Raw genomic sequence first — 409 nt, forward strand, 5'->3', positions numbered from 1 at the left:
TTTAAATTCCTTATCATATTGCTTCATCACGTGGACACCTCAAATCACCTTATTCTTACATTCTCGATTCGTTATGTCCACTCTTTGATCCTAACACCAAAGAAGTATGAAGTGGGTCTGTCATTCATCGGTTGTAAGGTGAATGTCATATACGACCCTGCAGATATCACGGAACTCACCATCGAATACGCGGGTCACCAGCCTTGGACTGTGGGAGAACTGGTGATTGGTGAACGGGCTGGGCAAAGACCTAAACTGCCAGAGCGGTTCGAGAACCAAAACGTTGACACATCTCGTCTGTTGGATGCAGCTGTATTTGATAGCCTAAAAGTACCCCACTGGAACAATCGAAAATTCCCCCACCCTATGATAGCCTCACTACGGTGAGGTGGTTGAGGAGATGATTCGA

General features: G+C 46.0%; 1 pseudogene. It reads left to right on the forward strand.

Annotated elements, in window-relative coordinates:
* Nucleotides 1–387 (forward strand): annotated as a pseudogene (locus tag J3482_RS20305) (hypothetical protein); the annotation flags it as partial.
* Nucleotides 388–409 lie beyond the last annotated feature (22 nt).

The sequence above is a fragment of the Alicyclobacillus suci genome, assembly GCF_017329615.1.
GTDB classification, from domain to species: Bacteria; Bacillota; Bacilli; order Alicyclobacillales; family Alicyclobacillaceae; genus Alicyclobacillus; species Alicyclobacillus suci.